The following is a 26,390-nucleotide window of genomic DNA, read 5'->3' as shown; positions in this document are numbered from 1 at the left end:
AGGTGCGGCGTGGCAGTGCCTCATCGGCCGCCACGCCAGGCCCCAGGCGATGGGGATGGGCCTGCAAAGAACACGAAACCCGTCTCTATGTATATTCCATAAAGATATTTAAATAAACTCGCTTATTACTCTAAATTCTCTCCACTGCGTACCTGTCGACCAATCGGCGCGCCGCACGACCCAGAACCCACACGGGAAGCCCCCGTGCGTTTTTGATCGATGCGCGCCTGAAGTCGCGCGCTGCGTGGGAGTGAAAACATGTCCGTCGCTTCGAGTGCCCTGCTGTCGGTCGACAGTGCGCCACCACAACCTTTCCAGATCGTGCCCTTCGACGGTGCGGTCGGTGCCGAGGTCCTCGGCCTGGACCTGAGCCAGCCGCTCAACGCCGCCGATTTCCAGCGCTTGCACCGTGCCCATTTGGACCACGCCGTGCTGGTCATGCGCGACCAGCGCATCACGCCCGAGCAGCACATCGCCTTCAGCCGGCGCTTCGGCCCCCTGCAGATCCACGTGCTCAAGCAGTTCCTGCTCGACCACCATCCGGAAATCCTCATCGTCTCCAACATCGTCGAAGACGGCCGCAACCTCGGCCTGGGCGATGCCGGCAAGTTCTGGCACTCGGACCTGTCGTACAAGCCGTTGCCGAGCCTGGGCTCGATGCTGCACGCCCAGGAGCTGCCCAGCGAGGGCGGCGACACCTTGTTCGCCGACATGCACAAAGCCTGGGACGCGGTGCCCGACGCACTGCGCCGGGTGGTCAAGGGCCGCGAGGCGGCGCACTCCTACACCGCGCGCTATGCCGAAGACCGTTTCGCCGGCAACTGGCGCCCGACCCTTTCGGCCGAGCAGCTGGCGCAGGTGCAGGAAGTCATCCACCCAGTGGTACGTACCCACCCGGAAACCGGCCGCCAGGCGCTGTTCGTCAGCGAGGGCTTCACCACGCGCATCGTTGGCCTGCCCGACGACGAGAGCCGCGACGTGCTGCAGCAGCTGTACGCCTTGAGCGTGCTGGAGCAGAACGTCTACCGCCACCGCTGGCAGCCCCACGATCTAGTGTTCTGGGACAACCGCTCGCTGATCCACCTGGCCACCGGCTGCCCCGCGCACCTGCGGCGCAAGCTCTACCGCACCACCATCCAGGGCGATGCCCCGTTCTGACGACAAGGATTCTCACCATGCGCCATTCCATCACCCGCCTGGCGGCCAGCCTGGGCCTGGGCGCCAGCCTGCTCGTCGGCAGCTTCGCCGCGCCTGCCGTGGCCCAGGCCGAAGGCAAGATCCGCATCGCCGAGCAGTTCGGCATCGTCTACCTGCTGCTCAACGTGGTCCGCGACCAGCACCTGATCGAGAAGTACGGCAAGGCCGAGGGCCTGGACATCGAGGTCGACTGGACGCAGCTCTCCGGTGGCTCGGCGGTCAACGACGCCTTGCTGTCCGGCTCGGTGGACATCGCCGGCGCCGGCGTCGGGCCGCTGCTGACCGTGTGGGACCGCACCAAGGGCCGGCAGAACGTCAAGGCCGTGGCCTCGCTCGGCAATTTCCCGTACTACCTGCTGAGCAGCAACCCTGCGGTCAAGACCATCGCCGACTTCACCGCCAAGGACCGCATCGCAGTGCCGGCGGTGGGCGTGTCGGTACAGTCGCGCTTCCTGCAATACGCCGCCGCCAAGCAGTGGGGCGACAAGGACTACGCCCGGCTCGACGCCTACACCCTGGCCGTGCCGCACCCCGACGCCACCGCCGCGCTGCTGGCCGGCGGCACCGAGCTGAACGGGCACTTCTCCAACCCGCCGTTCCAGGACCAGGCCCTGGCCAACCCCAACGTGCACGTGGTCCTCGACAGCTACGACCTGCTCGGCCCCAACTCGCCGACCCTGCTGTTCGCCACCGAAAAATTCCGCAAGGACAACCCCAAGACCTACCACGCCTTCGTCCAGGCCCTGGCCGAAGCCGCGAGCTTCGCGCAGAACGACAAGGCCGCTGCGGCCGACACCTACATCCGCGTGACCAAGGCCAAGATCGACCGCGACACGCTGATCCGCCTGATCGACAACCCCAAGTACGAATTCACCATCACGCCGAAGAACACCTACCCGCTGGCCGAGTTCATGTACCGCATCGGCGCTCTCAAGCACAAACCCGAGTCGTGGAAGGACTACTTCTTCCAAGACCCCCAACCCCTGCAAGGGAGCTGACCGCACATGAACGCGCCGTTGCCAGGCCACGTGGCCAGCACGCAGGAGCATCGCTCGACACCGCCGTTGCTGGCGGTGGACAACCTCAGCCTCGAATACCGCACCGGGCAGCGCGTGGTACGCGCCACGCACCAGGTCAGCTTCGAAGTCGACCAGGCCGACCGCTTCGTGTTGCTCGGGCCGTCCGGCTGCGGCAAGTCGACCCTGCTCAAGGCGGTGGCCGGTTTCATCGCGCCGCAGCAAGGGCAGATCCTCTTGCAGGGCGAACCGGTGCGCGGCCCGGGGCCGGACCGCATCGTGGTGTTTCAGGAGTTCGACCAGTTGCCGCCCTGGCAGACGGTCAAGCAGAACGTGATGTTCCCGCTGCGCATCGCCGGGCGGCTGTCGCGCGCCGAGGCCGAAGAACGTGCCTTGCATTACCTCGACAAGGTGGGCTTGGCGGCCTTCGCCGACGCCTACCCGCACACGCTGTCGGGCGGCATGAAGGCGCGGGTGGCGATCGCCCGGGCCTTGGCCACTCAACCCAAGGTGCTGTTGATGGACGAGCCGTTCGCCGCGCTCGACGCCCTTACCCGACGCAAGATGCAGGAAGAGTTGCTGCTGTTGTGGGAGGAGGTGCGTTTCACCTTGCTGTTCGTCACCCACTCCATCGAGGAGGCGCTGGTGGTGGGCAACCGCATCCTGCTGCTTTCGCCCCACCCTGGACGGGTGCGCGCCGAAGTGCACAGCCACCAATATCACCAGGGCAGCCTGGGCGCGGCGGATTTCCAGGCCAGCGCGCGCAAGATCCACCGATTGCTGTTCGACGAGGGCGAGGCGCCCGAGGCGGCTGCGGGCCTGGGTTTCAACGACGTGCGCATCGCTTACTGACGAGAGCCTGAAGATGACCACCACACTGCATGCAGTCGACCCGTTGCGCCGTCTGACCAGCGCATCGCTCAAGGGGCAGCGGACATGACCACCACACCCGTGCGCCCTGAATTCGAGAACGTTCTGGAGCCGCTGCACAGCGTGCCCTTGGAGCGGCCGCTGCCTTTCGCCCAGCGCCTGTGGCAACACGGCTGGCTGCGCAAGGCGGTGATCCTGGCGCTGTTGGCGCTGCTGTGGGAGATCGCCGCCCGCTATACCGACAACGACCTGCTGCTGCCCAGCTTCCTGCAAACCCTGGCGGCGTTCTGGGACGGCATGCTCAGCGGCGAGCTGCCGGCCAAGGTGGCGGTGTCGCTGGTGGTGCTGCTCAAGGGCTACCTGATCGGCATCGTGCTGGCCTTCGGCCTGACCAGCCTGGCGGTGTCCACCCAGGTGGGCCGCGACCTGCTCGGCACCCTGACCTCGATGTTCAACCCCTTGCCGGCCATCGCCCTGCTGCCCCTGGCGCTGCTGTGGTTCGGCCTGGGCGACGGCAGCCTGATCTTCGTGCTTGTGCATTCGGTGCTGTGGGCGCTGGCGCTCAATACCTACGCAGGCTTTCTCGGCGTGTCGGAGACCTTGCGCATGGCTGGGCGCAATTACGGCCTGCGCGGTCTGCGTCTAGTGCTGTACGTGCTGGTGCCGGCGGCGCTGCCGTCGATCCTGTCGGGGCTCAAGATCGGCTGGGCCTTCGCCTGGCGCACGCTGATCGCTGCCGAACTGGTGTTCGGCGCCAGCAGCGGCAAGGGCGGGCTGGGCTGGTACGTGTTCCAGAACCGCAACGAGCTGTACACCGACAAGGTGTTCGCGGGCCTGGCGGTGGTGATCCTCATTGGCTTGCTGGTCGAAGGGCTGGTGTTCAATACCCTCGAACGCTGGACCGTGCGACGCTGGGGCATGCAGCGCTAAGCGGGCGTCCCGGCCGTACGGGCCTTCACACCAGGTAACGCGCCGCCGCGCTGCTCAAGGTGCGGGCGATTTCCTGGCGCAGGCTGAGCGGCTGCTCCACCAGCAGCCCTTCGCCCTGGCTCAACAACCACCAGCGCAGGGGCAGGCCGTCGCTGACCGTGGCGCGCAGGCGATGGCCGTTGTCCAGGGCGGTGAGCCGCATGTCGGCGCTCAACGGCGCCTGGCGCAGTTGCCGGGCCAGGGCGTCGCTGATCCAGGCTTGCAGCGCCAGGCCTGGTTCGGCGCTGGCCTGCAGGGCATCGGTACGCAGATGGCCTTGCAGGTCGAAGCTGCCGCGCAACTCGCTGCCCGCCGTGGCCGACCAGTGCCAGCCGAACGGGATGCTCTTGTCGTTGCGCTCGAGCGGGAAAATCAGCGACAGCTCGTTGAGGTCGCGCTCGACGGTGCGCTTGCTGACGTTGAACCCCACGTCGCGCAGGCTCTCGACCAGTTCGGCGCTGGTGATGCCCGGCGAGCGGCTCGGCAACTGTCGCAGCAGCGCCCATTGGCGGCTGAGGGTGGCGCGGGTCGTGGCGAACGGCAAATTGGAACGTCCTTGTCTAGGCTTGCCGCATTAGCATGGCGGCAGCGGGAAGGCATGGCAATTAGCCACGTCTCGCTCAGATCAAGTAACCGCCATTTGGTTGCCTGCACAGGGTTCGTCCGCGACAGGTTTCGTCGCGGCGTCGCGCAAGAATCAGTGACCATCGCAGTCGAGGTCGGGGTTGCGTCGCGGTCTGTTCAACGGGGATGAACATGTCACCTGCCAGCAATATCCATTCGCTGCTCGAACGCTTGCTGCCGTTGTCCATCAGCCCGATGACGCCGCGCTTGGGCCGTCGCTCGCCCTTGTTCGCCGGCGTCGGGCTGCCGGTCGAGGGTGTGCGCTGCGCGCGGGTACGGCGGCTCGACGAGGGCGCCGAGCCCCAGGCGCTGTACCGCGACCTGCGCCATGCCGCCCTGCAAGGGGACGTGGCGGCGCTCAACGACCTGGGCTGGGCTTGGCTCAACGGCAAGTACTGGCGCGCCGACCCCTTGCTGGCCAACCACCTGCTGCGCATGGCGGCGCTGCAAGGCTGTGCCACCGCCTGGTTCAACCTGGGCCAGCAGCATTACTTCGGCAAAGGCTTGGACATTTCCTATGCCAATGCCGTCGGCTGTTACCAGCATGCCTTCGCATGCGGCATGACCCACGCCGCCGCAGCCTTGGGCGATCTCTACGAAGAAGAGGTGTGCGACGGCGACCAGGCGTGGAGCGTCGACCTGCCGGCCGCCTACCGGTGGTTCCTGCGCGGGGCCGAGCAGGGCGATGCGCGTTGCCGTTTCGAGGTGGGCTACCGGTTGCTGCACGGCGTGCAGGTCGAGGTCGATACGCCGGCTGCGCTGCACTGGCTGGAGCTGGCCAGCACGGCGGGGGTGGTGCAGGCGGCCGAGGAACTGGCGCTGTATTTCAGCCGCGACAATCCGGCGCGGTCCGAGCATTGGCGGGCGCGCGCGATCGAGTTGGGCAGGCGCCAGGCCAGAGGCTGGGCGGTCGAGGATCAGGTGGAAGGGTAAGGGCGCGACCGTCTAGACAAAGCCTCTTGAGTCTTGGCGCCGACAAAGCGAGGCAGACGGCCAGCGCGCCAACTCGACAGCAACACGATGCTGACCCAGTGCCTACGGGCACCCCGCAAAGCCCCTCATTTCGCCTGAACCCACACCCTCGTTCCGACCTCTCATCCTTCGACGACGCAACGCCTGCGCCTCGCTATCCAGCCGTCAACGGTTGACGGCAGGGGGACGGGCAGGCGTATATTAATAGTTAGCAAACTATGAATTAAACCCTATTCCAATGAATCTTGATTCCCTGCGTCTCAATGTCAGCAGCCGCATGGTCGTCGCCGCCCGCCAGTGGCGACGGCTGTGCCACAGCGCGTTGACTGGCTACGGCATTTCCGAAGCCTGCGCCATGCCATTGCTGATGATCGTGCGCCTGGGCGACGGTGTGCACCAAGTGGCCGTGGCCCAGGCCGCCGGCCTCGAAGGCCCCTCCCTGGTGCGCCTGCTCGACCAGCTGTGCAATGCCGGCTTGGTCCGCCGCAGCGCCGACCCCCACGACCGCCGTGCCAAAGCCCTGAGCCTGACCGCCAGCGGTCGCACCTTGGCCGAATCCATCGAGCAGGAACTGGTGCGCCTGCGCCGCGCCGCGCTCAAGGACGTCGACCAGGCCGACCTGGAAGCCACCCTGCGTGTGCTGCATGCCTTCGAGACCGCGGGAGGCGCGCTGTGAAGGATTTCTTCAGCTCGGTCCCACCGGCCCGCGACTGGTTCTACGGCGTACGCACCTTCGCCGCATCCATGATCGCCCTGTACATCGCCTTGCTCATGCAGTTGCCACGGCCCTATTGGGCGATGGCCACGGTGTACATCGTCTCCAGCCCCTTCGTCGGGCCGACCAGTTCCAAGGCGCTGTACCGCGCCCTGGGCACGTTGCTCGGCGCGGGCGGGGCGATCTTCCTGGTGCCGCCGCTGGTGCAGTCGCCGTTGCTGCTGAGCGCGGCCGTGGCGCTATGGACCGGCACCTTGCTGTATCTCTCGCTCAACCTGCGCACCGCCAACAGCTATGTGTTCATGCTGGCCGGCTACACCCTGCCGATGATCGCCCTGGTGGTGGTCGACAACCCCACTGCGGTGTTCGACGTGGCCTCGTCGCGGGCCCAGGAGATCTGCCTGGGGATCGTCTGCGCCGCCGTGGTCGGGGCGATCTTCTGGCCGCGGCGCCTGGCGCCGGTGGTGGTCGGTTCGACCGGCAACTGGTTCACCGAGGCCAAGCGCTACAGCGACCACTACCTGGCCCGCGATACCGACGGCGAACAGGCGGCCGGCAGGCGCGCGACCATGGTCGCCACGTTCAATAGCCTGGAAGTGATGATCGGCCAGCTTGGCCACGAAGGCGCCGGCCCGCATCTGCTGAAGAACGTGCGCGAACTGCGCGGGCGCATGATCCACCTGCTGCCGGTGATCGACGCCCTGGACGACGCCTTGCTCGCCCTGGAAAGCCGCGCGCCGGCACGTTTCGTCGAACTGCTGCCGGCGCTGGCGCAGGCCCGCGAGTGGTTGCAGGCCAGCGCCGAGCGGCCCTCGCTGGCGCGCTGGAAGGACTTGCACGCCACCCTTGCACAACTGCAGCCGGAACCCCAGGCCTTGGCCCAGCGCGACCAACTGCTGCTGTCCAACGCCCTGTACCGCCTGGGCGAGTGGGTCGACCTCTGGCAAGACTGCTGCACCCTACAACACGCCTTGCGCCAGGACGACGCCACACCCTGGCGCGCGGTCTACCGCCATTGGCGCCTGGCCCGTCTGACGCCCTTCTTCGACCGCGGGCTGATGTTCTATTCGGTGTTCTCTACCTTCAGCGCGATCCTGGTGGCCTGCGGCCTGTGGATCGGCCTGAGCTGGCACGACGGCGCCAGCGCGGTGATCCTCGCCGCTGTGGCGTGCAGTTTCTTCGCCGCCATGGACGACCCGGCACCGCAGATCTACCGGTTCTTCTTCTGGACGATGATGTCGGTGATCTTCTCCAGCCTGTACCTGTTCCTGGTGCTGCCGAACCTGCACGACTTCCCCATGCTGGTGCTGGCCTTCGCCGTGCCGTTCATCTGCGTCGGCACCCTGACCGTGCAACCGCGCTTTTACCTGGGCACGCTGCTGACCATCGTCAACACCTCCACCTTCATCAGCATCCAGGGCGCCTACGACGCGGATTTCCTGGCCTTCGTCAACGCCAACCTGGCCGGCCCCGTGGGGCTGCTGTTCGCCTTCATCTGGACGTTGGTGCTACGCCCCTTCGGCGTGGAGCTGGCGGCCAAGCGCATGACCCGCTTCGCCTGGCGCGACATCGTCGAAATGACCGTGCCCGCCACCCTGGCCGAGCAACGCAAGGTCGGCGTGCAGATGCTCGACCGCTTGATGCAGCACTTGCCGCGCCTGTCGCAGACCGGCCAGGACACGGGCGTGGCGCTACGCGACCTGCGCGTGGGGCTGAACCTGCTCGACCTGCAAGCCTACCTGCCACGGGTCGGCCCGGACTCGCGCGAGCGCCTGCTGACGGTCATCGAAGAAGTGGGCGGCCATTACGCCGCCTGCCTACGTGCCGGCGAGCGTCTGCATGCTTCACCCGCTCTGCTGCGCAACATGGAGCGCGCGCGCCAGCGCCTGGTGCTGGAACCGGGCGACGAGCGTGGCGAAGCCCGTGCGCACTTGCTGTATGCCCTGAGCGGGTTGCGCTTGGCCTTGCTGCCTGGCGTGGAAGTGACCCTCGAGCCCAGTGAACCGCTGGAACTGCCCTCTGGCCTGGATGGAGCGCCACTGTGATCGGTGATGTCGATGTCAGCGGGGTGTTCCTGCCCACGCTGCTGGTGATGATGGTGTTCACCTACGTGCTGTTTCTCGGGTTGCACGCGCTGCTGGTACGTGTGCATTTCTACCGCCTGGTCTGGCACCGGGCGCTGTTCAACGTTGCCCTGTACGCCGTGCTGTTGAGCGCGGTCGACCACTTTTGCCGAAGCCTGATGCTGCCATGAAAAAACCAATGCTGACCCTGGGCCGTGTGGTCCTGACCTTGCTGGTCGTGAGCTTCGCCGCCGTGCTCGTGTGGCAGATGGTGAACTACTACCTGTTCGCCCCCTGGACCCGCGACGGGCACATCCGCGCCGACGTGATCCAGATCGCCCCGGACGTGTCCGGCCTGATCCAGAAGGTCGAGGTGCGCGACAACCAGGTGATCAAACGCGGCGACGTGCTGTTCACCATCGACCAGGATCGCTTCCGCCTGGCCCTGCGCCAGGCCCAGGCGACCCTCGGCGAGCGCCAGGAGACCCTGGCCCAGGCCGCGCGCGAAACCCGCCGCAACCGCAAGCTGGGCAACCTGGTCGCCGCCGAACAGCTCGAAGAGAGCCAGTCGCGCGAGGCCCGCGCCCGCTCGGCGGTCAACGAAGCGCAGGTGGCGGTCGATGCGGCGCAGCTCAACCTCGACCGTTCAGTGATCCGCAGCCCGGTCGACGGCTACCTGAACGACCGCGCACCGCGTGCCCACGAGTTCGTCACCGCCGGCCGCGCGGTGCTGGCGGTGGTCGACAGCGCCTCCTACCACGTCGATGGCTACTTCGAGGAAACCAAATTGAGCGGCATCCGCGTCGGCGATGCCGTGGACATCCGCGTGATGGGCGACGCCACGCCCCTGCGCGGCCATGTGCAGAGCCTGGCCGCCGGAATCGAAGACCGCGACCGCAGCAGTGGCGCCAACCTCTTGCCCAACGTCAACCCGGCGTTCAGCTGGGTACGCCTGGCCCAGCGCATTCCGGTGCGCATCGCCTTCGACGAAGTGCCGGCGGACTTCCGCATGATCGCCGGGCGCACCGCTACCGTATCGATCGTCGAGGGGCAGCGGCCATGAAGCAATGGATCGTGTTGGGCCTGACCGCCTCGCTGGCGGCCTGTGCCACGGTCGGCCCGGATTACGAATTGCCCAAGGAGGCTGCCGTGCAGCGCGGCGACCTCAACGGGCCGCTGCGCCAGGACGCCGACAGCGTGGTTTCGGCGCCGGTGCCGCAAGACTGGTGGCGGCTGTATCAGGACCGCCAACTGAATGCGCTGGTGCAGCAGGCTCTGGCCGCCAACACCGACCTGCGCGTGGCCGCGGCGAACATCGCCAAGGCGCGTGCCCAGGTGGAGGTGGCGCAAGGCCGCGGCGGTTTCGAAGGCGGAGTGAAGCTGGGCGCGCAGCGTTTGCAGGAGTCGGGCGAGGCCTTCCTGCAGCCGGAAAAGGTACCGGTCGGCAACGTCGCCGACGCCGTGATCAGCGCGTCTTACCAGTTCGACCTGTGGGGCACCTTCAAACGCGGCACCGAAGCGGCCAAAGCCAACGCCGATGCGGTGCAGGCCGCTGCCGACACGGCGCGCATCACCCTGGTGGCCGACGTGGTCAAGGCCTACACGCAAGTGTGCTCGGCCAACGAGGAGTACCACATCGCCCGCGAGTCGCTGGACTTGCAGGAGCAGAGCGTGCAGCTCAACCAGCGCCTGCGCGACGCCGGGCGCGGAGACGAAACCCAGGTCACCCGTTCGCAGACCCAGTTCAAGTCGCTGCGCGCCGAGCTGCCGCGCTTCAAGGCCGAGCGCGAGGCCGGGTTGTACACCCTGGCGGCGCTGCTGGCCAAGCCGGTCGAGCAATTGCCGGCCGGCGTCGCCGAGTGCGCCGAGCTGCCGCATCTGGCGCAGCTGATTCCGGTCGGCGACGGCGCCGCGCTGCTCAAGCGCCGCCCCGACGTGCGCCAGGCCGAACGCCAACTGGCGGCGGCGACGGCCAACATCGGCGTCGCCACGGGGGCGCTGTACCCGGACATCAGCTTCGGTGCGCAGATCGGCACCATCGGCCTGGTCGAGAACCTCGGCAAACCTTCGACCAACCGCTGGGGCTTCGGCCCGCAAATGAGCTGGACGATTCCCACCAACACCACCCGCGCCCGCATCCGCGAAGCCGAAGCCTCGACCCAGGGCGCGCTGGCCCACTTCGACGGCGTGGTGCTCAACGCCATCCGCGAAACCCAGACCCGCCTGGCGCAGTACAGCGCCTTGCTGGAACGGCGCGAGGCGTTGAGGGATGCCGAACGCTCAGCCAAGGATGCGGCGGACCAGACGCACCGGTTCTACGAAGCGGGGCGGGCGTCGTTCCTGGCGGATTTGCAGGCGACGCGCACCTACACCGACATGCGCGCGCAGTTGGCGGCGGCGGATGCGCAGGTGGCGATGGGGCAGGTAGGGGTGTTTTTGGCGTTGGGTGGGGGGTGGGAGCACGCGCAGGATGGAACGGAAGCACCAGAGAAAGAATAGAATTCAACGTGGGTAGTGGGCGGCTCCACGTGAAGCGCTGACGCCAATCGTTTTCTTTTCCGTAAAAACAGCGTCGTATCTTGCGGAAGTCGTTCAAGTGGGCGTTGCAGCATAACCGACGCACCCGTACGAGCGGTGGTGAAACAGGCACTACGATCCCACCGTGAAGATGCCAGTCACTAGCGCATTCTTCCAATGGGCCAGACCATCGGAAGAGTGCCAGCCGTGTGGCCAAGACCGTCAAATCGTGCTGGACAGGGGAATTTTGGTCCATATATGCAATCGATAGAGCCACAGAAATACTCACATCACACGGCTCACCCGGTCTATCAGACGCTTACGCGGTTCGGACAAATAGCCTGCCCTGGGAGTGAACATCATCGAGAGGAACTTACGTGCCTGTCATGACTTGCGGGTGCGCAAGACACTTTCGGACATTGCAATGAGAACATTGAAAAAAGCGGAGCCTTGAACCTCTGACAACGGTTCAGGTGTTCTGTCAGACCTCCCTTCAATGAGGCCGTATTTTAGCGGGTCTGAGGAGACCACAGGTCGTTTTTGCTTGACTCGGAGTGTTGGATCTGAATATTCATCTCTGTCGGAAAAAAGACGGGCACCCTTTAGAGTAGCAAATTTATTTGGGTCCCGGGGGTGCACAAATTCTTTGTCTGCAAGCTTGTAGAGAACTTCTCTAAGATTTGTCTCATCTATGGTGGTCGCGGGACGTCGGGGCACCGTTAAGTCTAGAGGGCCTGATGGAGGTTTGGGCGTCGTTAAGTTTTGAGGGCTTGATGGAGGTTTGGGCATCGTTAAGTTTAGAGGGCTTGATGGACTTGCGGGGCTTGTTGGACTTTTAGGTCCGGATGGATGTGTGAGGTTTGTTGAATTTTTTCCATATTTTGAAGCCCGGCTTTTTATTGCCTTCGGCATATGCCCGGATGGATCTGAAAAGTTTATAGGGTCACCCAGGCAATACGCATAGCTGTTCATGCAATACGGTGCGAACGGACTCAAACTGTCCGGGGAGTGGAAGCGCATGACGCGCGTGTTGAAAGCCCGATACCCCTGGCCTAGCAGATACAATTGAGAAAAGCGCTCGCACGGTTCTCCATTAAAGGCAAGCAAAGTATCTTTTGGGGTTTCTGGATTGTGGCCAAAGGGCGTGTAGGCGAACGCGCGCGTGGTTGAGTCAATATGCGCGCCCTCGACCGAATTCTTTTGATCAACTAATGGCAGCAGAATCTGGGCTTTGTCGGTAATGGAAAGCTCTGCCAACAACTGGGTCTGGTGGCGAAATATGCCCCGGTAGGATAGGCCGCTCAGGCCTGTCTTCAGCAGACCACCTTCGTAAAATAAATACGTTTTTTTTGACTGTGTCATCGAATTTTCCTGACGCCATGGGTATCCGATTCGAGTGTGAGTTCCAACACTCGAGTGATCAACTGGCAAAATTACTAGTCAAGGAAGATTGCGTGCTAAGACGGGTCATTGCGCTGAGCGAGCATCGAATAAGCGCTTTTCCTTACCGAGCAAACCCGCCGCCGCTCCAAGCTTAGACGATTATGGTTTGAAAGCCCTGATCCTCCTTGTCGCCGGACCAAGCGTTCGAGTAGCGCCTGATCGTTGCTACTGACAGACCGCTGGCCCGGGCGATTTGTGAGCGCTGGCACCTGACGAGCTTCCTGAATGTTGCACTGCGAACATCCATGACCCTCGTGTAGATGCAGGTGAGCAGTGCGATGCGATCAAACGGTAAAGCGCCATAATGCCCATCCCATTCACTCAAAAAAGAAGAAACGCCCCATGCGCATCTGGATCGACGCCGACGCCTGCCCTCGTCCCGCCCGCGACCTGGTGGTCAAGTTCGCCCTCAAGCGTCAGCTGCAGGTGGTCATGGTGGCCGGCCAGGCGGTTGCCAAGCCCGCATTCGCCATCGTGCAACTGATCGTGGTGCCCAGCGGCCCGGATGCGGCCGACGATTACCTGGTGGAACATGCCGAACCCGGCGAATTGGTGATCTGCAGCGACGTGCCGTTGGCCGACCGTTTGGTCAAAAAGGGCGTAGCGGCACTCGACCCACGGGGCCGCGAGTTCGACGAGCGCAACATGGGCGACCGCCTGGCGGCACGTAACCTGTTCACTGAGCTGCGCGAGCTGGGTCAGGTGGGGGGAGGGCAGGCGCCTTATGGCGAGCGCGACAAACAGGCCTTTGCCAATGCCCTGGACCGGTTGCTCACGCGTCTCACCAAAGGCTGAGCGGGCCTAGGCCCGCAAAGAGGCAATAGATCTGCCGGAGAGAAGGCGTTACTGATCGCCTTCATGGGTGATTTCCAGCACCCGGTCTACCAACTTATAGATGCCGCTGGCCGCATCGCTGATGTTGGTGGCGACCATGTAAGCCGGCGTAGTCACCAACTTACGCTGCACGTCTTCGACGATATCGTGCACGTCGCACTCTTCATGAGTGCCGCCCATCTTCACCACGGCTTCGCTGGTGCCAGGGTCGTTGCCGATGGTGCACACCACACCAGGCCCGTAGATCTTGGCGGCCAGGGCAGGTGAGATGCAGATCAGCCCTACCGGTTTGTTCGCCGCAGCGAACGCCTCGGCGACGTGCAGCACGTCGGGGTGGACGGTGCACTCGGTGCCCTTCACGGCGAAGTCCGACAGGTTCTTCGCCGCGCCGAAACCGCCGGGCACGATCAATGCGTCGAAGTCTTCCACCTTGGCATCGCGCAGGTCCTTGACCTCGCCACGGGCGATGCGCGCCGACTCCACCAATACGTTGCGGGTTTCGGCCATTTCTTCACCGGTGAGGTGGTCGATCACGTGCATCTGCGCCACGTTCGGCGCGAAGCACTGCACTTGGGCGCCGCGTTGGTCGAGGCGCAGCAGGGTGATGACGCTCTCCTGGATTTCGGCGCCGTCGTAGACGCCACAGCCGGACAGGATCACCGCAACTTTTTTGCTCATGTTTTTATCTCCGGGACGGGCCGCTGACTGTATCCCGTTGGAACGCAAACGCCTAAAGGTGTTCAGTCACGCGCTCAGCGCTGCTCGTGCTCGGCATCCGCGTCGGGGCGCTTGGGGCGGGTGTCTTCGGCCTGGGCCGCGAGGGCCGCAGCGGCGCGTTCGGCGCGCTCGGCCCGCTGGTTACGTACGTAACGACGTATCCACAGCCCCAGGCCCAGCACCAGCAGGGTGCCGAGCACCCACAGCTCGTACTTCTTCACGTTGCCCAGCAGGCCTTCGAGAATGGCGCCGAAATGGTAGGCCGCCGCGCCCAGCGCCAGCGCCCACACTGCGGCGCCGATGCCGTTGAGCAGCAGGTAGCGGCGCGGCGGATAGCCCGACAGGCCGATAGCCACCGGCATGACCGTGCGCAGGCCGTAGACGAAGCGGAAACTCAGCACCCAGATGTCGGGGTGGCGGCGGATGTGGTCCAGCGCCTTGTCGCCCATGGCCTGCCAGCGTGGCCTGCGCGCCAGGATGGCACGGCCGTGGCGACGGCCCATGAAGTACCACAATTGGTCGCCGGCGTAGCTGCCGAAGAACGCAACCACCACTACCCAGCTGATGTCCATGTAACCGCGGAACGCAAGGAATCCCGCAAGCACCAGAATGGTCTCGCCTTCAAAAAACGTGCCGAGAAATAGGGCAAAGTAGCCAAAATCGTGCAGGAATTGTTGAAGCATGGCGTGGGGGTGCTGGCGAAATGAACGCGCAGCCTACCCCTTAGTGGGCGTGGGGGAAAGTGTCCAAATGTGTCCTGACGTGAACATTTCCTACACGCTTGCGGCATGCGTCCACAAGTCGCAGGGTTGTCCTTCCCTGTCATGCAGGGGTCATAATGGCCGCCTATAACTGTCGCGCCGCCCGCTTGTGCGGGCTCAGGAGTCTGCCGTGAGCTTTACCCCCGCCAACCGTATGTTTCCTGCCACCCGTTTGCGCCGTAACCGTCGGGATGAATTCTCCCGCCGCTTGATGCGCGAAAACGTCCTGACCGTCGATGACCTGATTCTGCCGGTGTTCGTGCTCGACGGCGAAAACCGCCGCGAAAGCATCGCCTCCATGCCGGGCGTCGAGCGTCTGTCCATCGACCTGCTGCTCGAAGCCGCGCAGGAGTGGGTGGAACTGGGCATCCCGGCCCTGGCGCTGTTCCCCGTCACGCCGACGGAAAAGAAATCGCTCGACGGCGCCGAAGCCTGGAACCCGGACGGCATCGCCCAACGTGCCACCCGCGCACTGCGTGAGCGCTTCCCCGAACTGGGTGTGATCACCGACGTGGCGCTGGACCCGTTCACCACCCATGGCCAGGACGGCATTCTCGACGAAGACGGCTACGTGCAGAACGACATCACCGTCGACGCCCTGGTGCGCCAGGCGCTGTCCCATGCCGAAGCCGGCGCGCAGGTGGTGGCGCCCTCGGACATGATGGACGGCCGCCTGGGCGCGATCCGCGAAGCCCTGGAAGTGGCCGGCCACGTCAACGTGCGCATCATGGCCTACTCGGCCAAGTACGCCAGCGCCTATTACGGCCCGTTCCGCGACGCGGTCGGCTCGGCGCTGAACCTGGGCAAGGCCAACAAGGCTTCGTACCAGATGGACCCGGCCAACAGCGACGAGGCCCTGCACGAAGTGGCCACGGACCTGGCCGAAGGCGCCGACATGGTCATGGTCAAACCGGGTATGCCGTACCTGGACATCGTCCATCGGGTCAAGACCGAGTTCAAGGTGCCGACCTTCGTCTACCAGGTCAGCGGCGAGTACGCCATGCACAAGGGCGCCATCGACAACGGCTGGCTCAGCGAGGCGGTGATTCTCGAGTCGCTGACCGCTTTCAAACGCGCAGGGGCCGATGGCATCCTGACCTACTTTGCCGTGCGTGCGGCGCAATTGCTCAGAGGGCAGTAAGCCCGCACCGGCGCGACCCCACGGGCCGTCTCACAGGAACTACCGATGAATAATGAAGTGCCAAGCATGGTCGAATCCAAAGGCGCGCGAGCCGTTCCCGAAGAGCTCACGCAGACCCCACCGGACCTGACGCCGGCCCCCGAGCCGGTCGTGGAGGCCGCCGCAACGGCGCCTGCGCCGGTGATCAGCGTGCCGAGCCTGGACGACAGCAGCCTGTACATTCATCGCGAGCTCTCGCAGCTGCAGTTCAACATCCGCGTGCTGGAGCAGGCGCTGGACGAAAGCTACCCGCTGCTCGAACGCCTCAAGTTCCTGTTGATCTTCTCCAGCAACCTCGACGAATTCTTCGAGATTCGCGTGGCGGGCCTTAAGAAGCAGATCACCTTCGCCCGTGAGCTGGCCGGCGCCGACGGCCTGCAACCGCATCAGGCCCTGGCGCGCATCAGCGAGCTGGTGCACTTCGAAGTGGATCGGCAGTACGCCATCCTCAACGACGTGCTGCTGCCGGAGTTGGAGAAGCATCAGATCCGCTTCATCCGCCGGCGCTACTGGACGCCCAAGCTGAAAAGCTGGGTGCGCCGCTACTTCCGCGACGAGATCGCGCCGATCATCACCCCCATCGGCCTGGACCCGACCCACCCCTTCCCGCTGCTGGTGAATAAAAGCCTGAACTTCATCGTCGAGCTGGAGGGGGTAGATGCCTTCGGGCGCGACTCGGGCCTGGCGATCATTCCGGCGCCGCGCCTGCTGCCGCGGGTGATCCGCGTGCCGGAGGACGTTGGCGGTCCAGGCGCCAACCATGTGTTCCTGTCGTCGATGATCCACGCCCACGCCGACGACCTGTTCCAGGGCATGAAGGTCAAGGGCTGCTACCAGTTCCGCCTGACCCGCAACGCCGACCTGGCGCTGGACTCCGAAGACGTCGACGACCTGGCCCGTGCCCTGCGCGGCGAGCTGTTCTCGCGTCGCTACGGCGATGCGGTGCGTCTGGAAGTGGCCGACACCTGCCCCAAACACCTGTCCGATTACCTGCTCAAGCAATTCAACCTCAGCGAAAGCGAGCTGTACCAGGTCAACGGCCCGGTCAACCTGACCCGCCTGTTCAGCATTACCGGGCTGGACAGCCACCCGGAGCTGCAATACACACCGTTCACCCCGGCGATTCCGAAGATCCTGCAGAACGCCGACAACATCTTCAGCGTCATCAGCAAGCAGGACGTGCTGCTGATGCACCCGTTCGAATCCTTCACCCCGGTGGTCGACCTGCTGCGCCAGGCCGCTAAAGACCCGCACGTGCTGGCGGTGCGCCAGACCCTGTACCGCAGCGGCGCCAACTCGGAAATCGTCGACGCCTTGGTCGATGCCGCGCGCAACGGTAAGGAAGTCACGGCGGTGATCGAGCTGCGCGCGCGCTTCGACGAAGAGTCCAACCTGCAGATGGCCAGCCGTCTGCAAGCGGCCGGTGCGGTGGTGATCTATGGCGTGGTCGGTTTCAAGACCCACGCCAAGATGATGCTGATCTTGCGTCGCGAGCAGGGCGACATCGTCCGTTACGCGCACCTGGGCACCGGCAATTACCATGCCGGCAACGCCCGCCTGTACACCGACTACAGCATGCTCACCTCCGATGCGGCGCTGACCGAAGACGTCGGCAAGCTGTTCAGCCAGTTGATCGGCATGGGCAAGACGCTGCGCATGAAGAAGCTCCTGCACGCGCCCTTCACCCTGAAGAAGGGCATGCTCGACATGATCGCCCGGGAAACCCAGTTCGCCCTGGACGGCAAACCGGCGCACATCATCGCCAAGTTCAACTCCCTGACCGACGCCAAAGTCATCAAGGCGTTGTACAAGGCCAGCCAGTCCGGTGTGCGCATCGACCTGGTGGTGCGCGGCATGTGCTGTCTGCGGCCAGGCATTCCGGGGGTGTCGCACAACATCCACGTACGCTCGATCATCGGCCGCTTCCTGGAGCACACGCGGGTGTTCTACTTCCTCAATGGCGGGGAAGAGCAGATCTACCTGTCCAGCGCCGACTGGATGGAGCGCAACCTCGACAAGCGCGTCGAGACCTGCTTCCCGGTGGAGGGCAAGAAGCTGCTGCTGCGGGTGAAGAAGGAGCTGGAAAGCTACCTGACCGACAACACTCACGCCTGGACCTTGCAGCCCGACGGGCGCTACGTGCGCAGCACGCCGACCGGCAACCAGAACTCGCGCAATGCCCAGGCGACCCTGCTGGAGCGCCTGAGCAACCCGGTGCTCAACGTACGCTGAGGTCGAAGCCGACCCGGGTCAGCCACTGCGCCTCGTTGGCGAAGTCGGCCTGGGTCAGCGGGTGCTGTTCCAGCCAGCCTTCCGGGAAGATCACTTCCAGGCTGCGCTCGCCGGCCTGGAGCGTGACGGTCGGCATCTGCTGCGTACCACGGATGTGGTGGAACAGGATGGCGAAGCGCAGCAGCACGCACAGGCGAATCAATTGCAGGCTGTCATCGCCGAAATCGGCAAAGCGGTCCTTGGGGATGTTGCGCCGATGGCCGCGCACCAGCAGGGCCAGCATCTGCTGGTCTTCGCGGGAGAAACCGGCCAGGTCCGAGTGCTCGATCAGATAGGCGCCGTGCTTGTGGTAGTGGTAGTGGGCGATGTCCAAGCCCACCTCGTGCACTTTCGCCGCCCAGCCGAGCAGGTCGCGCCAGTTGCCGTCTTCCAGCCCCCACGCGCCGGCGACCTGGTCGAAGGCGTGCAGCGCTTTGCGCTCGACGCGCGCCGCCTGGTCCTGGTCGACGTGGTAGCGCTCCATCAACGAATTGAGGGTGCGTTCGCGTACGTCCTCGTGGTGGTGACGCCCTAGCAGGTCGAACAGCACGCCTTCGCGCAGGGCGCCGTCGCAGTGCTCCATGCGCGCCAGTTCCAGGGCGTCGAAGATCGCTTCGAGAATCGCCAGGCCCGCCGGGAAGATCGTGCGGCGGTCGGGTTTAACGCCGTCGAAGTCGATCTTGTCGGTTTCGCCGAGCTTGAACAGTTTGCGCTTGAGCCAGGCCAGGCCGTCGGCGTTGACTTCGCCGCTGCCTTGCCCGGCGGCCTTGATGGCCGTAGCGATGGCGCGGATGGTGCCCGACGAGCCGATGGCTTCGTCCCAGGTCAGGCGGTGCAAGGCGTTCTCGATGCTCATCAGCTCCAGACGCGCGGCGGTGTAGGCCTGTGCATAGCGCGCCGGGGTGATCTTGCCGTCGCGGAAATAGCGCTGGGTGAAGCTCACGCAGCCCATCTGCAGGCTTTCGCGCAGTAGCGGCTCGAAACGCTGGCCGATGATGAATTCGGTGCTGCCGCCGCCAATGTCGGCGACCAGGCGCTTGCCGGGGGTGTCGGCCAGGGTGTGGGACACACCCAGATAGATGAGGCGCGCCTCTTCGCGACCGGAGATCACTTCCACCGGATGACCGAGGATGGCTTCGGCGCGCTGGATGAACACCGCCCGGTTGCGCGCTTCGCGCAAGGCGTTGGTGCCGACGATGCGCACCGATCCCGGCGGCATGCCGTGGATCAGCTGGGCGAAACGCTTAAGGCACTCCAGGCCGCGTTCCATGGCCTCTTCGCTGAGCAGACGCTCTTCGCTGATGCCGGCGGCGAGCTGCACCTTTTCACCCAGGCGTTCGAGAATGCGGATCTCGGTATGGTGCGCTTTGGCCACTACCATGTGGAAACTGTTGGAGCCGAGGTCGATGGCGGCGATCAACGACAAGCTCTTCGCGTTTTTATGCGGCATGATCTGGGAATTCTCGGTCGATAACTCGGCAATCGTGCCACGATCGTCGGCCTTCGCCAACGCGCCGTGCACGCGGTCTTGATGCAGGACAAGCGCACGCGGGCCTGCACGCTGTTCGGTGCCGTGTCCGCCGGCGAGCGCATAAGCTCATTCGTCCGGGCGAAAGAACACGGAGTCTAGGCTATGACAACTGCACGGGCGCTTGATTCGTCCGGTCTTGCGCTGCGATAGCCACAGTCAATCGGACGTTACTTCCGGTAAAACGTGGGGCCAGCTATGATGGACCACGATTTTGCCTTATGACCTGGAGATATCCATGAGCAGCGATCTTATCAAACACGTCACCGACGCCACGTTCGAGGCCGAAGTCCTGAAGTCCGAAACGCCGGTGCTGGTCGACTACTGGGCCGAATGGTGCGGTCCCTGCAAGATGATCGCGCCGGTACTGGACGACATCGCCGGCACCTATGAAGGCAAGCTGGTCGTCGCCAAGCTGAACATCGACGAAAACTCCGACACCCCGGCCAAACACGGCGTGCGCGGCATCCCGACCCTGATGCTGTTCAAGAACGGCAGCGTCGAAGCGACAAAGGTCGGTGCCCTGTCCAAATCGCAGCTGACAGCCTTCCTCGACGCCAATCTGTGATGCAATGAGAGCCCCGGAATCCCGGGGCTTTTCTTTTTCCGTCCCCTAGACGCCGAAAAAAGCAAGTGTTACATTCGGCCTCGCACTGCTTCTCCAGTGCCCCCTGCACGCCGTCGCCGACGCACTCCCAATTCGAATCAGTACGCGATCCTGTCGCCAATCTTGCGGCGCGGCTTCATTAAGCCAGAAGCTTAATTCCCCCCTTCTTACATGATTACGTCACTCCCTCTATGAATCTGACAGAACTCAAGCAAAAGCCGATTACCGATCTGCTGGAAATGGCCGAGCAGATGGGCATCGAAAACATGGCCCGTTCGCGCAAGCAGGACGTGATCTTCTCCCTGCTGAAAAAACACGCGAAAAGCGGCGAAGAGATCTCGGGTGACGGCGTGCTGGAGATTCTCCAGGATGGATTCGGTTTCCTGCGTTCGGCAGACGCTTCGTACCTGGCCGGCCCCGACGACATCTATGTCTCGCCGAGCCAGATCCGTCGCTTCAACTTGCGCACCGGTGACACCATCGTGGGCAAGATTCGCCCGCCGAAGGAAGGTGAGCGTTACTTCGCGTTGCTGAAGGTCGATACCATCAACTTCGACCGCCCGGAAAACGCCAAGAACAAGATTCTGTTCGAGAACCTGACTCCTCTGTTCCCGAACAAACGCCTGAAGATGGAAGCCGGCAACGGTTCCACCGAGGACCTGACCGGCCGCGTGATCGACCTCTGCGCACCGATCGGCAAAGGCCAGCGCGGCCTGATTGTCGCACCGCCCAAGGCCGGTAAGACCATCATGCTGCAGAACATTGCGGCCAACATCACCCGCAACAACCCCGAGTGCCACCTGATCGTCCTGCTGATCGACGAGCGCCCGGAAGAAGTGACTGAAATGCAGCGTACCGTGCGCGGCGAAGTGGTCGCTTCCACCTTCGACGAGCCGCCGACCCGTCACGTGCAGGTCGCCGAAATGGTCATCGAGAAGGCCAAGCGCCTGGTCGAGCACAAGAAGGACGTGGTCATCCTGCTCGACTCCATCACCCGTCTGGCGCGTGCCTACAACACCGTGATCCCGAGCTCCGGCAAAGTCCTCACCGGTGGTGTCGACGCCCATGCCCTGGAGAAGCCCAAGCGTTTCTTCGGCGCCGCGCGCAACATCGAGGAAGGCGGTTCGCTGACCATCATCGCCACCGCGCTGGTCGAGACCGGCTCGAAGATGGATGAAGTGATCTACGAAGAGTTCAAGGGTACCGGCAACATGGAGCTGCCCCTGGACCGTCGCATCGCTGAGAAGCGCGTGTTCCCGGCCATCAACATCAATCGCTCCGGTACCCGCCGCGAAGAGCTGCTGACCGCCGACGACGAGCTGCAGCGCATGTGGATCCTGCGCAAGCTGCTGCACCCGATGGATGAAATCGCCGCCATCGAGTTCTTGACCGACAAGCTCAAGCAGACCAAGACCAACGACGAGTTCTTCCTGTCGATGAAACGCAAGTGACACTTGCCGTTTGAAGAAAGCGCCCGCCAGGGCGCTTTTTTTTGTCCCGTATTGTTTGCATCTGGATGGATGTGGGTGCGGCTGATAACGTCGCGCCTCCAAGGAACGCTGTTTCGCAGACTGGTAAGGTTCTTCATGCACACGTTTGGCAATCGCCGCGATATCGATGGATTACGGGCGCTGGCGGTGATCCCCGTCGTATTGTTTCATTTTGGATTCGATGCATTCAGCGGCGGTTTCGTCGGCGTGGATGTGTTCTTCGTCATCTCGGGGTTTCTGATCACCTCGATCCTGCTGCGCGAGATCAGCGCAGGGCGCTTCAGTTTCGTCGACTTCTGGGCACGTCGCGCGCGCCGCATCATTCCAGCCCTGAGCGTGGTCGTTCTGGCGACCCTGGCGATGGGTTGGCTGTTGCTGACCGCGAAGGATTTCTCCGAGCTGGGTCGCACCGTGCGGTATCAGTCGCTGTTCATCGCCAACATCCTGTTCATGCGCGAACACGGCTACTTCGAGCCCGCCTCGGATCTCAAACCATTGCTGCATACCTGGTCGCTGGCGGTCGAGGAGCAGTACTACATCTTCTTTCCGCTGATCATGGTGGTGATGGTGCGCTTTTTCAGGCACTGGCGCTGGATGTTGCTGGGCTTGTTGCTGGTGTCGTTCGGTCTGAACATCGCGTGTATCGAGCACAAGCCGGCCTTCACCTTCTTCTCATTGCCCACCCGTGCCTGGGAACTGCTTTGCGGAGCCATGCTCGCAGTGTTGCCTGCGCCCAGGCAGGCCGTGCGCTCTTGGGTCCATCAAGTGGTCGGGCTTGTCGGCATGCTGGCGGTCCTCGTGGCTGTGTTCACGTTCGATCGGTCTACGGTGTTTCCCGGTTGGGCAGCCCTGCTGCCGGTTTTGGGCACCGCCGCACTGATCTGGTCCGGCGCGCAGGGCCCAGGTCCTGCGGCGCGGCTGCTGAGCTTGCGGCCGCTGGTCTGGGTGGGGTTGCTCTCCTATTCGCTGTACCTGTGGCACTGGCCGGTCTATGTGTATGCCAATGCCGTTTCCACCGACGGAATCCAGCCGCTCGAGGCCTTGGGCTGGATGGGCCTGGCACTCGGCCTGGCCTGGCTGAGCCTGCGCTATGTCGAGTTACCGTTTCGAGAAAAACGACTGCTGGCAGGGCGTAGGTCCATATTGGCCGGCGGCTTGGCGGTCATCGTCGCATTGGTGGCGATCGGCTCGGCGATTCGCTCTGCCGACGGCGTGCCGAGCCGTCTGAGCGGCAAGGCGCTGGAGTACGCGCAGGCCCGAGAATGGCGAGCCGGGCAGATGAAATGCATGGTGGTGACGCAGGACAAGTCGATAGACAAAGCGTGCCTGGTTGGCGGAGAACAGGCCAAGCCGCCGACCCAGGCGTTTTGGGGTGACAGCCATACCGCGGCGTTGATGCCGGCCATCGAGCGCAATGTCCGCGATAGAGGGCAGTCGGTATGGCTGTTCAGCATGAGCGCCTGCCCACCGATTCTGGGCGATGAGCCCCGTCAGCGTTGCAAGGACTTCAACCAGCAAACCATGGACAAGGTGCTTGGCCTCGGCATCAAGGACGTGGTGTTGGCGTCCAACTGGAGTTTGTACGTCTACGGGCGTGAAGACGGCGACAAGAAGGTCTTGCTCAATGCCCAAGACGATACCGCCCAGGCGGAGCAGCGCATGGCCGCCGCCATCAAGGCGCGCGTGGCCGCATTGCGAGCAGCTGGGGTGCAGGTCTGGCTGTTCAAGGAGGTGCCGCTGCAGCGCAAGGGCAGCATCAACCGTCTGACCAGTCTGGCGCGGGTGGGGCGTTCGGCCGACGGCTTGGGGCGCCCGCTTCAGGAGCATCTGGCGCGGCAGCGCTTCCTCGGCGGCTTGTTCGCGTCCATGAGCGAAGCCGATCCGGGCGTCCACGTCATCGATCCGACGCCGATGATGTGCATCGATGGTGTGTGCAACATCGAGGTCGACGGGGCTTCGCAGTACAAAGACGAAGATCACTTGTCCGATGCGGGGAGCGCAAGGCTCGGGCCACTGTTTGCACCCATGTTGCTGGGCACAAACCACAACTGAGCGATGCCAGGCGCTGACGGGCTGCTGTTTGCCCGTCAGAGCGGGTAGGATGTACGCCTATTTTCTAACTGGCATGGTCGATGAAATTCAAGGATCTTCGGGATTTCGTGCAGCAGCTTGAGCAGCGCGGAGAGTTGAAACGCATTCAGGTGCCCATCTCGCCGGTGCTCGAAATGACCGAGGTCTGCGACCGCACCTTGCGCGCGAAAGGGCCGGCGTTGCTCTTCGAGAAGCCCACCGGTTTCGACATCCCGGTGCTGGGTAACCTGTTCGGCACGCCCGAGCGGGTCGCCATGGGCATGGGCGCCGAATCGGTGAGCGAGTTGCGCGAGATCGGCAAGCTGCTGGCGTTCCTCAAGGAGCCCGAGCCGCCCAAGGGGCTACGTGACGCGTGGTCCAAGCTGCCGATCTTCAAGAAGATCATTTCCATGGCGCCCAAGGTGACCAAGGATGCGGTGTGCCAGGAGATCGTTGTCGAAGGCGACGACGTCGACCTCAGCCAGTTGCCGATCCAGCACTGCTGGCCGGGCGACGTCGCGCCCTTGATCACCTGGGGCCTGACGGTCACCAAGGGGCCGAACAAGGAGCGCCAGAACCTGGGCATCTACCGCCAGCAGGTGATCGGTCGCAACAAGGTCATCATGCGCTGGCTGAGCCACCGCGGCGGCGCCCTGGACTACCGCGACTGGTGCGAGAAGCACCCGGGCGAACCCTTCCCCGTGGCCGTGGCACTGGGCGCCGACCCTGCGACTATCCTGGGCGCGGTCACGCCGGTCCCCGACAGCCTGTCCGAATACGCCTTCGCCGGCCTGCTGCGCGGCAACCGCACCGAGCTGGTCAAGTGCCGAGGCAACGGCCTGCAAGTGCCGGCTACGGCGGAAATCATTCTCGAAGGCGTGATCCACCCCGGCGAGATGGCGCCCGAAGGGCCATATGGCGACCACACCGGCTACTACAACGAAGTGGACAGCTTCCCGGTGTTCACCGTCGAGCGCATCACCCATCGCCGCAACCCGATCTACCACAGCACCTACACCGGCCGGCCCCCTGACGAGCCGGCGATCCTCGGCGTGGCGCTCAACGAAGTGTTCGTACCGATCTTGCAAAAGCAGTTCCCGGAAATCGTCGACTTCTACCTGCCGCCGGAAGGGTGCTCGTACCGCATGGCGGTGGTGACCATCAAGAAGCAGTATCCGGGGCACGCCAAGCGCGTGATGCTGGGGGTGTGGTCGTTCCTGCGGCAGTTCATGTACACCAAGTTCGTCATCGTCACCGACGACGACATCAACGCCCGCGACTGGAACGATGTGATCTGGGCCGTCACCACACGCATGGACCCCAAGCGTGATACGGTGCTGATCGACAACACTCCCATCGACTACCTCGACTTCGCGTCGCCGGTGTCGGGGCTGGGGTCGAAGATGGGCCTGGACGCCACACACAAGTGGCCGGGCGAAACCACGCGCGAGTGGGGGCGCGCCATCGTCAAGGATGAGGCCGTCACCCGGCGTATCGATGAGCTGTGGGACCAGTTGGGAATAGATTGATGCAGGTGACCTTGCAGCCATCCGGGGCCGTGCTTCGGCTCGAGCCCGGAGAACGGATTCTGGAGGCGGCGCGGCGCTTGGGCTACGACTGCCCGAGCAGCTGCCGCAACGGCAACTGCCACGTCTGCGCGGCCTTGCTGGTGGAGGGGCGGGTGCGCCAGGACGGCGAAGTTCGCGACCACGGCGAGCTGTTCACCTGCATCGCGCAGCCGCTCGAAGATTGCGTGTTGCTGTGGGATGGGGTGCTGGCCTTGGGCGAGCTGCCGGTGCGCACACTGACCTGCACCCTCAGCGAATGCCTGGAGGTCGGCGGCGACGTGTGGCGTGTGCGCCTGCGTGGCCCTGCCGGCAAAGCCGTGCGTTACCACGCCGGGCAGTACCTGATGATCGAGCGCGAGGGAGCGAGCAAGGCCGCATTTTCCCTGGCGTCCGCGCCCCATGGCGGGCGCGACCTCGAACTGCACATCCTGGCCCGTGAAGCAGGCGCCAAAGCACTGATCGAACAGCTCAGGCGCGAGCGTCTGGCGCGCATCGAGATGCCGTTCGGCGATGCGCACCTGGCCGAACTGCCCGACGGGCCGCTGGTGCTGATCGCCGCCGGCACCGGCATGGCGCAGATGCACAGCCTGCTCGAGCATTGCCGGGCGCAGGACTTCAAGCACCCGGTGCATCTGTATTGGGGCGTACGCCAGCCCGAAGATTTCTACCACATCGAGCATTGGCACGAGTGGGCACAGCGGCCCAACCTGTTCCTGCACAAGGTGGTCAGCGACGTGTGTGGTTGGGAGGGGCGCTGCGGGCTGCTGCACACGGCAGTGTGCGAAGACATCGCCGACCTCGGCGGCGTGCACGTCTACGCCAGCGGGTCGCCCAACATGGTCTACGCCACCCTCGATGCCTTGGTCGAAGCGGGAATGGACGCGCACCAGATGCGCGCCGATGTATTCGCCTACGCGCCGCGCGGCTGAGGCCACTTTTCGCCCGATCGAAAGCGAGGCATATCCTCGTTTTCGATGA

At 64.1% G+C, this 26,390-nt stretch carries 23 protein-coding genes; 18 read left to right on the top strand and 5 right to left on the bottom strand.

The features are described 5' to 3' along the window. The first annotated feature begins 258 nt into the window (after window positions 1–258). The 4 genes from ACSMEV_RS03070 to ACSMEV_RS03055 all read left to right on the top strand — a co-directional run bounded on the left by ACSMEV_RS03070 (window position 259) and on the right by ACSMEV_RS03055 (window position 4,013). Complete coding sequence (locus ACSMEV_RS03070; protein WP_459207202.1) at window positions 259–1,158, top strand: TauD/TfdA dioxygenase family protein; 900 nt, start codon at window positions 259–261, stop codon at window positions 1,156–1,158. 17 nt (window positions 1,159–1,175) lie between these two features. Further along, window positions 1,176–2,195, top strand: a complete 1,020-nt coding sequence (locus ACSMEV_RS03065; protein WP_459207201.1) for an ABC transporter substrate-binding protein — start codon at window positions 1,176–1,178, stop codon at window positions 2,193–2,195. 6 nt (window positions 2,196–2,201) lie between these two features. Continuing rightward, window positions 2,202–3,065 (top strand): ABC transporter ATP-binding protein, encoded by an 864-nt coding sequence (locus ACSMEV_RS03060; RefSeq protein ID WP_314491149.1) that lies wholly within the window; start codon window positions 2,202–2,204, stop codon window positions 3,063–3,065. 84 nt (window positions 3,066–3,149) lie between these two features. Next, on the top strand, window positions 3,150–4,013 hold the full coding sequence (locus tag ACSMEV_RS03055) for an ABC transporter permease (RefSeq protein WP_459207200.1): 864 nt from the start codon (window positions 3,150–3,152) through the stop codon (window positions 4,011–4,013). A gap of 25 nt (window positions 4,014–4,038) precedes the next feature. Here the strand turns inward: ACSMEV_RS03055 and ACSMEV_RS03050 are convergent, their stop codons facing one another. Continuing rightward, window positions 4,039–4,596, bottom strand: coding sequence for a WCX domain-containing protein (locus tag ACSMEV_RS03050; protein ID WP_459207199.1), 558 nt, complete (start codon window positions 4,594–4,596; stop codon window positions 4,039–4,041). 212 nt (window positions 4,597–4,808) lie between these two features. Here ACSMEV_RS03050 and ACSMEV_RS03045 point away from each other — a divergent pair, with 212 nt between their 5' ends. From ACSMEV_RS03045 to ACSMEV_RS03020, 6 genes are all read left to right on the top strand, one after another. Then, a complete protein-coding gene (locus ACSMEV_RS03045; protein WP_459207198.1) occupies window positions 4,809–5,609 on the top strand; it encodes a tetratricopeptide repeat protein in 801 nt (266 codons plus the stop codon). A gap of 277 nt (window positions 5,610–5,886) precedes the next feature. Further along, window positions 5,887–6,324, top strand: a complete 438-nt coding sequence (locus ACSMEV_RS03040; protein WP_459207197.1) for a MarR family winged helix-turn-helix transcriptional regulator — start codon at window positions 5,887–5,889, stop codon at window positions 6,322–6,324. Further along, window positions 6,321–8,408, top strand: a complete 2,088-nt coding sequence (locus tag ACSMEV_RS03035; protein ID WP_459207196.1) for an FUSC family protein — start codon at window positions 6,321–6,323, stop codon at window positions 8,406–8,408. The genes ACSMEV_RS03040 and ACSMEV_RS03035 overlap by 4 nt, the downstream gene beginning before the upstream one ends. Further along, on the top strand, window positions 8,405–8,617 hold the full coding sequence (locus ACSMEV_RS03030; RefSeq protein WP_296266823.1) for a DUF1656 domain-containing protein: 213 nt from the start codon (window positions 8,405–8,407) through the stop codon (window positions 8,615–8,617). Before ACSMEV_RS03035 ends, ACSMEV_RS03030 begins: the two co-directional genes overlap by 4 nt. Next, the gene (locus ACSMEV_RS03025) at window positions 8,614–9,489 is read left to right on the top strand and encodes an efflux RND transporter periplasmic adaptor subunit (protein ID WP_459207195.1); all 876 of its coding nucleotides are present in this window, start codon (window positions 8,614–8,616) and stop codon (window positions 9,487–9,489) included. The genes ACSMEV_RS03030 and ACSMEV_RS03025 overlap by 4 nt, the downstream gene beginning before the upstream one ends. After that, window positions 9,486–10,925: an efflux transporter outer membrane subunit gene (locus ACSMEV_RS03020; RefSeq protein ID WP_459207194.1), complete on the top strand. Its 1,440-nt coding sequence runs from the start codon at window positions 9,486–9,488 to the stop codon at window positions 10,923–10,925. The genes ACSMEV_RS03025 and ACSMEV_RS03020 overlap by 4 nt, the downstream gene beginning before the upstream one ends. Before the next feature lie 402 nt (window positions 10,926–11,327). On the opposite strand, the gene ACSMEV_RS03015 is transcribed toward ACSMEV_RS03020, so the two are convergent. Next, window positions 11,328–12,305 (bottom strand): RHS repeat-associated core domain-containing protein, encoded by a 978-nt coding sequence (locus ACSMEV_RS03015; RefSeq protein WP_459207193.1) that lies wholly within the window; start codon window positions 12,303–12,305, stop codon window positions 11,328–11,330. A gap of 423 nt (window positions 12,306–12,728) precedes the next feature. On the opposite strand from ACSMEV_RS03015, the gene ACSMEV_RS03010 reads away from it, so the two are divergent. Continuing rightward, window positions 12,729–13,181 carry a YaiI/YqxD family protein gene (locus ACSMEV_RS03010; RefSeq protein ID WP_459207192.1) on the top strand — a complete coding sequence of 151 codons (453 nt, stop codon included), beginning with the start codon at window positions 12,729–12,731 and terminating at the stop codon, window positions 13,179–13,181. A gap of 48 nt (window positions 13,182–13,229) precedes the next feature. Here ACSMEV_RS03010 and elbB read toward each other — a convergent pair whose 3' ends face one another. Both elbB and ACSMEV_RS03000 read right to left on the bottom strand, forming a co-directional pair. Further along, window positions 13,230–13,898: an isoprenoid biosynthesis glyoxalase ElbB gene (elbB, locus tag ACSMEV_RS03005; RefSeq protein ID WP_459207191.1), complete on the bottom strand. Its 669-nt coding sequence runs from the start codon at window positions 13,896–13,898 to the stop codon at window positions 13,230–13,232. A 74-nt stretch (window positions 13,899–13,972) separates the two neighbouring features. Continuing rightward, window positions 13,973–14,620, bottom strand: a complete 648-nt coding sequence (locus tag ACSMEV_RS03000; RefSeq protein ID WP_459207190.1) for a DedA family protein — start codon at window positions 14,618–14,620, stop codon at window positions 13,973–13,975. Between the two features lie 208 nt (window positions 14,621–14,828). On the opposite strand from ACSMEV_RS03000, the gene hemB reads away from it, so the two are divergent. Together hemB and ppk1 are read left to right on the top strand one after the other, a co-directional pair. After that, window positions 14,829–15,839: a porphobilinogen synthase gene (hemB, locus tag ACSMEV_RS02995; protein WP_459207189.1), complete on the top strand. Its 1,011-nt coding sequence runs from the start codon at window positions 14,829–14,831 to the stop codon at window positions 15,837–15,839. A gap of 45 nt (window positions 15,840–15,884) precedes the next feature. After that, on the top strand, window positions 15,885–18,110 hold the full coding sequence (ppk1, locus tag ACSMEV_RS02990) for a polyphosphate kinase 1 (protein ID WP_459207188.1): 2,226 nt from the start codon (window positions 15,885–15,887) through the stop codon (window positions 18,108–18,110). On the opposite strand, the gene ppx is transcribed toward ppk1, so the two are convergent. Beyond that, a complete protein-coding gene (gene ppx, locus ACSMEV_RS02985; protein WP_459207187.1) occupies window positions 18,097–19,599 on the bottom strand; it encodes an exopolyphosphatase in 1,503 nt (500 codons plus the stop codon). The genes ppk1 and ppx overlap by 14 nt on opposite strands. A 316-nt stretch (window positions 19,600–19,915) precedes the next feature. On the opposite strand from ppx, the gene trxA reads away from it, so the two are divergent. The 5 genes from trxA (at window position 19,916) to ACSMEV_RS02960 (ending at window position 26,341) form a co-directional block, all read left to right on the top strand. Beyond that, entirely contained in the window at window positions 19,916–20,245 is a 330-nt protein-coding gene (trxA, locus tag ACSMEV_RS02980) for a thioredoxin TrxA (protein ID WP_459207186.1), read from the top strand. 230 nt (window positions 20,246–20,475) lie between these two features. After that, window positions 20,476–21,735, top strand: coding sequence for a transcription termination factor Rho (gene rho / locus ACSMEV_RS02975; RefSeq protein ID WP_459207185.1), 1,260 nt, complete (start codon window positions 20,476–20,478; stop codon window positions 21,733–21,735). A gap of 135 nt (window positions 21,736–21,870) precedes the next feature. After that, a complete protein-coding gene (locus ACSMEV_RS02970; protein ID WP_459208284.1) occupies window positions 21,871–23,826 on the top strand; it encodes an acyltransferase family protein in 1,956 nt (651 codons plus the stop codon). Window positions 23,827–23,906: 80 nt separating this feature from the next. After that, on the top strand, window positions 23,907–25,373 hold the full coding sequence (gene ubiD, locus ACSMEV_RS02965; RefSeq protein ID WP_459207184.1) for a 4-hydroxy-3-polyprenylbenzoate decarboxylase: 1,467 nt from the start codon (window positions 23,907–23,909) through the stop codon (window positions 25,371–25,373). Further along, window positions 25,373–26,341 carry a CDP-6-deoxy-delta-3,4-glucoseen reductase gene (locus ACSMEV_RS02960; protein ID WP_459207183.1) on the top strand — a complete coding sequence of 323 codons (969 nt, stop codon included), beginning with the start codon at window positions 25,373–25,375 and terminating at the stop codon, window positions 26,339–26,341. Before ubiD ends, ACSMEV_RS02960 begins: the two co-directional genes overlap by 1 nt. Window positions 26,342–26,390: the final 49 nt, after the last annotated feature.

The sequence above is a fragment of the Pseudomonas sp. MLB6B genome (assembly GCF_054508135.1).
Note: the sequence above shows the minus strand (reverse complement) of the source record. Positions and strands in the feature narration are given on the sequence as shown.

Excerpts from the sequence above, each read along its gene's own strand:
- ACSMEV_RS03070 (WP_459207202.1), top strand. The coding sequence starts at position 259 with ATGTCCGTCGCTTCGAGTGCCCTGCTGTCGGTCGACAGTGCGCCACCA.
- ACSMEV_RS03065 (WP_459207201.1), top strand. The coding sequence starts at position 1,176 with ATGCGCCATTCCATCACCCGCCTGGCGGCCAGCCTGGGCCTGGGCGCC.
- ACSMEV_RS03060 (WP_314491149.1), top strand. The coding sequence starts at position 2,202 with ATGAACGCGCCGTTGCCAGGCCACGTGGCCAGCACGCAGGAGCATCGC.
- ACSMEV_RS03055 (WP_459207200.1), top strand. The coding sequence starts at position 3,150 with ATGACCACCACACCCGTGCGCCCTGAATTCGAGAACGTTCTGGAGCCG.
- ACSMEV_RS03045 (WP_459207198.1), top strand. The coding sequence starts at position 4,809 with ATGTCACCTGCCAGCAATATCCATTCGCTGCTCGAACGCTTGCTGCCG.
- ACSMEV_RS03040 (WP_459207197.1), top strand. The coding sequence starts at position 5,887 with ATGAATCTTGATTCCCTGCGTCTCAATGTCAGCAGCCGCATGGTCGTC.
- ACSMEV_RS03025 (WP_459207195.1), top strand. The coding sequence starts at position 8,614 with ATGAAAAAACCAATGCTGACCCTGGGCCGTGTGGTCCTGACCTTGCTG.
- ACSMEV_RS03020 (WP_459207194.1), top strand. The coding sequence starts at position 9,486 with ATGAAGCAATGGATCGTGTTGGGCCTGACCGCCTCGCTGGCGGCCTGT.
- ACSMEV_RS03015 (WP_459207193.1), bottom strand. The coding sequence starts at position 12,305 with ATGACACAGTCAAAAAAAACGTATTTATTTTACGAAGGTGGTCTGCTG.
- ACSMEV_RS03010 (WP_459207192.1), top strand. The coding sequence starts at position 12,729 with ATGCGCATCTGGATCGACGCCGACGCCTGCCCTCGTCCCGCCCGCGAC.
- elbB (WP_459207191.1), bottom strand. The coding sequence starts at position 13,898 with ATGAGCAAAAAAGTTGCGGTGATCCTGTCCGGCTGTGGCGTCTACGAC.
- ACSMEV_RS03000 (WP_459207190.1), bottom strand. The coding sequence starts at position 14,620 with ATGCTTCAACAATTCCTGCACGATTTTGGCTACTTTGCCCTATTTCTC.
- ppk1 (WP_459207188.1), top strand. The coding sequence starts at position 15,885 with ATGAATAATGAAGTGCCAAGCATGGTCGAATCCAAAGGCGCGCGAGCC.
- ppx (WP_459207187.1), bottom strand. The coding sequence starts at position 19,599 with ATGCCGCATAAAAACGCGAAGAGCTTGTCGTTGATCGCCGCCATCGAC.
- trxA (WP_459207186.1), top strand. The coding sequence starts at position 19,916 with ATGAGCAGCGATCTTATCAAACACGTCACCGACGCCACGTTCGAGGCC.
- rho (WP_459207185.1), top strand. The coding sequence starts at position 20,476 with ATGAATCTGACAGAACTCAAGCAAAAGCCGATTACCGATCTGCTGGAA.
- ACSMEV_RS02970 (WP_459208284.1), top strand. The coding sequence starts at position 21,871 with ATGCACACGTTTGGCAATCGCCGCGATATCGATGGATTACGGGCGCTG.
- ubiD (WP_459207184.1), top strand. The coding sequence starts at position 23,907 with ATGAAATTCAAGGATCTTCGGGATTTCGTGCAGCAGCTTGAGCAGCGC.
- ACSMEV_RS02960 (WP_459207183.1), top strand. The coding sequence starts at position 25,373 with ATGCAGGTGACCTTGCAGCCATCCGGGGCCGTGCTTCGGCTCGAGCCC.